Annotated in this window: 6 protein-coding genes; 3 read left to right on the top strand and 3 right to left on the bottom strand. The window is 36.7% G+C overall.

Annotated elements, in window-relative coordinates:
* Positions 1-75 precede the first annotated feature (75 nt).
* The 3 genes from C1I60_RS19255 (at position 76) to C1I60_RS19245 (ending at position 2,145) form a co-directional block, all read left to right on the top strand.
* Positions 76-525, top strand: coding sequence for a MarR family winged helix-turn-helix transcriptional regulator (locus tag C1I60_RS19255; RefSeq protein WP_137063176.1), 450 nt, complete (start codon positions 76-78; stop codon positions 523-525).
* Positions 526-833: 308 nt separating this feature from the next.
* A complete protein-coding gene (locus C1I60_RS19250) occupies positions 834-1,625 on the top strand; it encodes an arsenite methyltransferase (protein ID WP_137063175.1) in 792 nt (263 codons plus the stop codon).
* Between the two features lie 25 nt (positions 1,626-1,650).
* Positions 1,651-2,145, top strand: coding sequence for an arsinothricin resistance N-acetyltransferase ArsN1 family A (locus tag C1I60_RS19245; RefSeq protein ID WP_137063174.1), 495 nt, complete (start codon positions 1,651-1,653; stop codon positions 2,143-2,145).
* A 96-nt stretch (positions 2,146-2,241) separates the two neighbouring features.
* Here the strand turns inward: C1I60_RS19245 and C1I60_RS19240 are convergent, their stop codons facing one another.
* From C1I60_RS19240 to C1I60_RS19230, 3 genes are all read right to left on the bottom strand, one after another.
* A complete protein-coding gene (locus C1I60_RS19240; RefSeq protein ID WP_137063173.1) occupies positions 2,242-3,642 on the bottom strand; it encodes a hypothetical protein in 1,401 nt (466 codons plus the stop codon).
* A 657-nt stretch (positions 3,643-4,299) separates the two neighbouring features.
* Positions 4,300-5,151, bottom strand: coding sequence for a DNA adenine methylase (locus C1I60_RS19235; protein ID WP_137063172.1), 852 nt, complete (start codon positions 5,149-5,151; stop codon positions 4,300-4,302).
* Between the two features lie 54 nt (positions 5,152-5,205).
* Entirely contained in the window at positions 5,206-6,948 is a 1,743-nt protein-coding gene (locus C1I60_RS19230; RefSeq protein ID WP_137063171.1) for a hypothetical protein, read from the bottom strand.
* Between the last annotated feature and the right edge of the window lie 333 nt (positions 6,949-7,281).

Below are 7,281 nucleotides of genomic sequence, written 5' to 3'. Positions count from 1 at the left end.
TCTAAAATCAAGCAAGAATATTACTTGCATTTTGCAAATTTATAATGTATAACTAAGACATGAGGTGAAACATACATGGAAAATACACGAGAGTTATTTCAAAACATGACCCGTCGTTTAGGCTTACTAAACAAAAACTGTTGTACCGTGGGTGGACACGATATTTCACCGGTTCAAAGCCATATACTTTATGAAATTGACCGTCAGCATAAACCTTCCATGCAGCAAATTGCTGAAACCCTTGGAACAGATATCACCACGTTTAGCAGACAGGTTCAGAGCTTGACCAAGATGAATCTGGTTGAGAAAACGCCGGACCCTAGCGATCGTAGAGTCTATACCCTGTCTCTTACCGTGGAAGGTAAATATGTAGCAACCACCATTGATGCACAAATGAATGAATACTTAAACGAAGTCTTTTCGTACTTGACTGATTTTGAAAAAGAAACCGTGATTCGATCTGTGAAACTCTTTAACGATGCCATGGCCCAATCCAGCAAATGTTGTTTTCCGGTAACAGGATAATACTCTCCTTTAATACTTGTAACTTACAAATTTAAATCCAAACAAATGGAGGTTTTTGGAAATGTATGAGAATATTTATGTTGCGGAATACCTGATGAAAGCTCGCGAATTGGAAAAGCAACACCGATCTCAGTCCGTATGGAAGTGGTCAAATTCAAATCCTAAAAAAGGTCGTTTGTCTTTTGACTTTTTTCTTCCAACGCCAGTGCAAACCTCTATCTGTTGTGCGCCTTGCTGCTAACTAAAACATAAGAGTAGTTCAAATTCCTGTTCCACCTATCCCATCCAAATTAAAGGAGTGTTTTGATATGAATAAACTTACGAATGATGAAATTCGCCAAAATGTACGGAACCATTACCAACAGATTGCTGTTAAGGAAGTCACTCCCCCCCCAGCAGGCAGCTGCTGTGGATCTCCGTCAGATGCGGATAGCCTCTCATCGCAAATGGGTTATTCGACTGAGGAGTTAACAACTGTCCCTCAAGGAGCAAATCTCGGACTTGGCTGTGGTAACCCGCAAGCTATTGCAGAACTGAAAGCAGGAGAAGTTGTCCTTGATCTGGGCAGTGGCGGCGGCTTCGATTGCTTTTTGGCTTCTCGCCAAGTAGGGGACAACGGCAAGGTCATCGGGGTCGATATGACTCCGGATATGATCAGCCGCGCCCGCAGTAACGCAGTCAAAGGGAATTTCACAAATACCGACTTTCGTCTAGGTGAAATCGAGCATCTACCAGTAGCGGATGGTACAGTAAACGTTATTATTTCCAACTGCGTGATAAACCTTTCACCGGATAAACAGCAGGTCTTCAACGAAGCCTATCGTGTTTTACAATCAGGCGGCAGGTTAGCCATTTCCGATATCATTACCACTGCAGAACTTCCTTCTGAAATAAAAAACGACCTGAATGAGTTATATTCCGGCTGTATTTCCGGCGCCTCTTCATTGGAAGAAGTGAAATCCATGCTTCTGCAGAGTGGATTTACGAGTGTTAGCATCGAGCCTAAAGATGAGTCCAAATCATTCATCAAAGATTGGGTGCCTGGCGCAAACGTGGATGATTATATTGTTTCCGCAGTTATAAAAGCCAAGAAAGCCTAATGTGCTTATGAGCGGGGGGATCAGTATGCCAATATTAAACGTTCGAACAGCAACCTCAGAAGATCTAAACCGTATTCTGGACATTTACAATCAAGGGATTGAAGATCGAATAGCTACACTAGAGGCGGAAGCCAAGGACCTCGACTACATGGTTGACTGGTTTAGAGAACATCAAAATCGTTATACCATTTTGGTCGCAGAATCCGACGGGGTCGTGGTTGGCTGGGCTTCTTTGAATCGCTATTCTCATCGTTGTGCTTATGATGGCGTTGCAGACCTTTCGATTTACGTAGACCGAACCTTCCGCAGTAAAGGCGTTGGCAGTGCGCTTCATTCGGAATTAGAGAAAGAGGCCAAGAAAAACAATTTTTATAAGATCGTCCTGTTCACCTTTCCCTTTAATGAAAACGGTCAGGGGCTTTATCGAAAAATGGGTTACCGTGAAGTTGGCATTTTTGAAAAGCAAGGGGTTATAGATGGCCAATATGTAGACGTAATGATTATGGAAAAATTGATCTAAACCATATGGATAGCAGGACCTGTCCAAAAGGTCTTGCTATCTTTTCTTTAACAACCATATGCGTGAAATGTAGCAAACAAGTAAAGGTAAGGCTCCTCACTTTGGGTTCATCGTGACTTTTAGATTCTTATCAATATTTGACCAACTCGAAACTTTACCATTTAAATCAAATTGAACCGTCGAAAAACCATATCCCCACGAATCCCTAATCACCGATGTAGGGGTACCCATGGCATGAATCACTTGCTGTTTGGAGGACCCTTTCGTAAAAGGAGCTGCCGTTTTTATTCGTGGACCCATAAATACATTTAAGTTATCACTAATGTTTGACCAACCAATAACCTCTTCACCACTTGAATTAAGCTGTACTGCCGAATAATCGTAGCCCCATGAGTCTCCAATGATAGACGTCGGTGTACCCATGGCATCAATTACATCTTGGATGGAAGATCCTATCGTAAATGGAGTAGCCCCCTTCTTCTTTGAGCCAATAGATACTTTCAAATTATGGTTGATATTATTCCATCCAATGACATGGTCATTAGAGTCCAACTCCACATTTGAATCCCCATAGATCCATGAGTTTCCGATCATCGAGGTCGAAGTTCCCATAACATCGATCACTTTTTGCTTCGGTGACCCTATAGTAAAAAAATTAGGATTTCCTTCTTTTATAAACATGCTTTTTTCGGTAGGATCTGTCAACTCTGTCTCATTGCTTACCACATCTGGAGTCGAAATCTTCTTACTACTATCGTTATTGATAGTTTGAAATTCGTTCGCAGAACTCGGAGAATCATATCCACTGTCTCCTTCATTTCCAAAGCCAGTTTGATTAGAATCATCGATTACTTGTGGCGTATCTGAAACTGAATTTTCATCTGGGTTACCTATGCTTGTACTTTCATTCATCCCAAAAGTAGACCCGTTTCCTGATGATGAACGATCACCCTTTGAAAATCCAGAATGTGGGTGTGTAGGGGATGAGGAATGATTAAAATATATCAATAGTCCAAATCCGACTAAAAGTGGAATTCCCCAATACTCTCTAATCATGTTTAAAACGGTACCTACAACATTTAAAAATGCTCCCCAAATCTTTGACAATTTCGGTTGCTCCGGCAATATCTCATCGAGGAAATGTCTCTTCCTTCTATAGTCGGTGTGCGTGTAATCCAAAAACAATTGATGCTCCGCTTTTGTTTTCACATGATGAGCATACCGGGTAGCACCTATTTTGTACATCAAGTGATAATATTCTGGACTCATAGGGAGGTTGGTTTTTAAATTGTTTGGGGTCTGCATGGAGCTATCCAGATTGAGAAAATGGCTAAGAACTTCGTTACGCGCCATAGCGGTAAACACTCCAATTTTAATCTGTCGTGGTGTGTTTCGGTAAACGACGCTATTTTCGATGAGCAGTTGGTTCATTTGAATTTCCTTTCTCATCGCGTAGCGTACATCTGTTTTAGCAAGTTCCATTATAGCTCCGTCCAACTTCCTCTCTCCCGTCCTCGTTCAAGTACAATAATGTTTCATTAACCATTCTCTATTTTATAAAAAATATCGATTAATGTTAATAAAAACCCGATGATACTTGCTCATCGGGTTTTTATTAACAAATAATCTCTTTAAAGGAAAAACATATTGCTTTATTACTTTTTATAAATTTTATATCCACACAATAAAAAAGTAATAATTTTGAAAACTCAACTTTATTGTTCAGAACTCAACTTTATTGTATTTGATCAAAGTGTCCAAAGAAAATAAAGTATTAGACTGGAGTTGTTGATTTTACACGGTTTTTGAGTCTGAAAATCGTCAGCTTTTGAAAAATAAGTGTTAGACTGAATACAACCGTTGCTGAACATTCAGCAAAAGCTGAGAAAATAAAGTATTAGACTTTCGTTTTCTCGCCAGTACTCACGGTTGCTTAATTTCGGATATTACAATTGAAGATGCTTGTGAAATCCTTTATTCCACGAAGTGAACCGTAACTCAAGGATTAGCTATCGTTGAAATAATTAAAAGCCAGGCTGACTAAAAATCTTCACGAGTTGTGGCCTACCTCCCATTTTCGATCCTTGTTAAAACGGAGGGCAGGTCACAATCTTTCTTTCCCGGCTATTTTAGTTCAACTAAGTATAGTTTTGTCTATACAATTTTTAAGTATTCCCCAATATTACCTACTTCTGTTTTGTTTGAAAAGAACATAAATTCTTGTCCTTCTGTAGGTGTTGCTATAGAATAATTCAAGTAGTATTTCGTATGAAGTTGCTTTCGATAAAGCTTTTCTATTTGAGTAGCAATATCATATGTTAGAATCCAGTATCTATTCCTCATTTTCGATCGTATGGTCTTTGCCAACTCAACATGATCATCATGGGAGTAGAAATTTGTATATAAATCAGGTCCTTTATCGTAATATGGTGGATCAAAAAATGTAAGTGAATTTCGTGTTTTTTTTATCTCAGCCTCAATAAAGTCCTTTGCATCATAATTACAAACTCTTATTTGCTTCGAATAAGAAGCAATCAATCTTATTCTATTAATTATCGTTTCCTTATTAAACCTGCAGTCTAGTTTATAAGCTTTATTTTGATTCTTACCACCAATAACTCCTGCTTTTATAATTCCCGATCTATTAGTTCGGTTTAAAAAAAGTGTCGAAAATGCCAAAGACAATTCGTCAATAGTATCTTTTTGTTTTTGGAGGTCTCTTTGAATATACCATTGCTCCATATCTATAGGAGTATCCTGTATGAGTTGAATTAATAGTTCAGACCGATTGATGATGGTATTCCATAACGCGTAAATTCCTCGATCATAATCATTTATTATAATTTTTTTTACATCACGATTTATTAGTAAACGAAGAGCTACAGCAGCTCCTCCAGCAAAGGGCTCTATATAAGTTGATAAATTATTTGTTCTTACTAAATGCCTAACATAATAATATGTTTTATTTTTACCACCTGGATATCTTAAAGGAGATATACTGGCCACATGCAACCACCTCGCTGATATAGTAACAAATTTGATTCCTCTTGGCCAGCCGTTCTATGATAAATGTAAATAGTTGTGGAAAAAAACTAAAATTGGTGTAACTCTTAAATTTACCTTTTCAACCAGTTCATCATATCCTGCAGCATAGCTATCATGAGTTATCAAATTTAAGTAATCATATAACTTATCAGACTCAATTGCTCCTAGTAAATTTTTAGTATATTGAAATTTAAGCTTGTTATCTCCGTTACAAATCTGATTCAATAATGTCCTATTAGTCAATTGTTCAATTAGAAATTTCAAGTTCTGCTTTGGATTTCCATGGTTTCTAAGATTCTTGTCTTTTATCACTTTGTCTATTGATAGCTCTAATAATTGTCTCACTGATGAAGCGATCATGTATCTATAGTTTTTCGCATTATCCAAGGATTGAATTTCATTTATTAACATATTGACTGTATTGTTTATATTGATTTTCACTTCTCCCTCGGTAAATGAAGCAATTGACTTGAAAAATTCATTTTTGGGTTGATCAATTTTGATAGTTTTACTAGGTAAATATACACAGATTTCTACACTTCTCGAAATGAAAACCCCGTTATGATCTAACTTTGCCTGTATTATATAGTTCCCTGTTGGTGCGTTTCCTGAAAAGATATTCTCCCTTATATAATTCCCCTCTGAACTAAATAGAACTTTACTTTTTAAATTTTCACCATTAGAATCTGTAGCGACTTCTATTAAATCGTTCAAATCGTAATCATTATATAATTTCACATTTTTTTTAACAGATTTTAAATTCAAAAACAGATTATACGGTTGAGTATCTTTGTCTTCAGCATCACTGACATTATTAGGCATAGTATCAGTATTAGTAGTATCATTGTCAGCGCTAGTATCAATATCACTATCGAAGCCAATCTCACTAGTAGAATCGGTTTTATTTCCTGAATTCGGTTCCTTTTCTGCATCTTTGGGATCAATTAATTTAATTGGCAAAATATCAGCAAAAAAAGTACTTGTCAACTCAGCAGTGTATACATCTGCAACCGATGCATCCTCTGTAATAAAATATTCAATCATTTCACATACCTTGTTAAATTGTTCGACGTTGTCCAAATCAACTTTGACTCCACGTTCTAATCTAAATATTCTTGTCCTAATATCTGAGAAATTAAATATTCGTTCAAATGTGGTAGCATAGCCGTTGTTTTTGATATTATCATAAAGAATTTTCCTATCAGTAGCTTGTTCAAGTTTTCTGTAAATCATATTTCCAATATTTAAGGGTTTGCTAAAGAACTCAGAAGTGAATGTGTCTTTTTCATTAGAATCCCATGTGATTTGTCCAGCACCCGACTGTTCGCCAGAGTGAATTTTTATTACATGGTTTGCCATTGCCTCAGGATCTAAATAAATTTTAGCATAAAGATTCATCCTTTTTACATCAATACTGTGCTTAACTTTTTCTACATAACGGTAAGTTCTTGGATAGAGATCTTTTATAAGTTCTGCTGTATCATCTAATAATAATTTTAAGGCAGTTAATCTTCTATTTCCATCATAGACGATATATTCATTGTCTTTATGAAGTACAATAAAATCTTCAAGTACACCTCCAGTTTCTACGATATCTTGTATTATAGCTTCTATTTTTTTTGGTCCAACTCTCTTCAATTTAAAGAAAGTCAGGATTGCCTCTTCCTCGCTTGTAACAGGCTTAGGAAATCTAGGATTTGTTTTTGATAGAGTTAATTCAGTTACAAGCATCTCTCTAAAACGAGGTTTTTCATACATGCACAATCCTCCTAGCAATATGTTTTTACTCGCTAATAGAGCAAGTTAGCGTAATCTCCTTGCTGTCTAGAAATAAATCACATAGGACAAAAGAAATAGTATCATATGCCCACTGAAAATATTGTCGTTTTTTGTCGTCCTGACGAAAATATTGAAATGATCAATTTTTACAAAATGTGAAACTAACTACTCTGATTTAAGGGATTTCGTACTTTGGGACTTAGAGTGGTCAATACAAAACTTTAGTTTGTCTGCAAAATGCCCTGTCTTGTACAATATCACCCTATAGTTTAGTTTGGTGATACTCATTACGTTACATGGATTGAGTGCATA

The organism is Paenibacillus terrae (assembly GCF_005217525.1).
In the GTDB taxonomy this organism is placed as follows: domain Bacteria; phylum Bacillota; class Bacilli; order Paenibacillales; family Paenibacillaceae; genus Paenibacillus; species Paenibacillus terrae_C.
The sequence above is the reverse complement of the archived record's forward strand: the minus strand, read 5'-3'. Positions and strand labels throughout refer to the sequence as shown.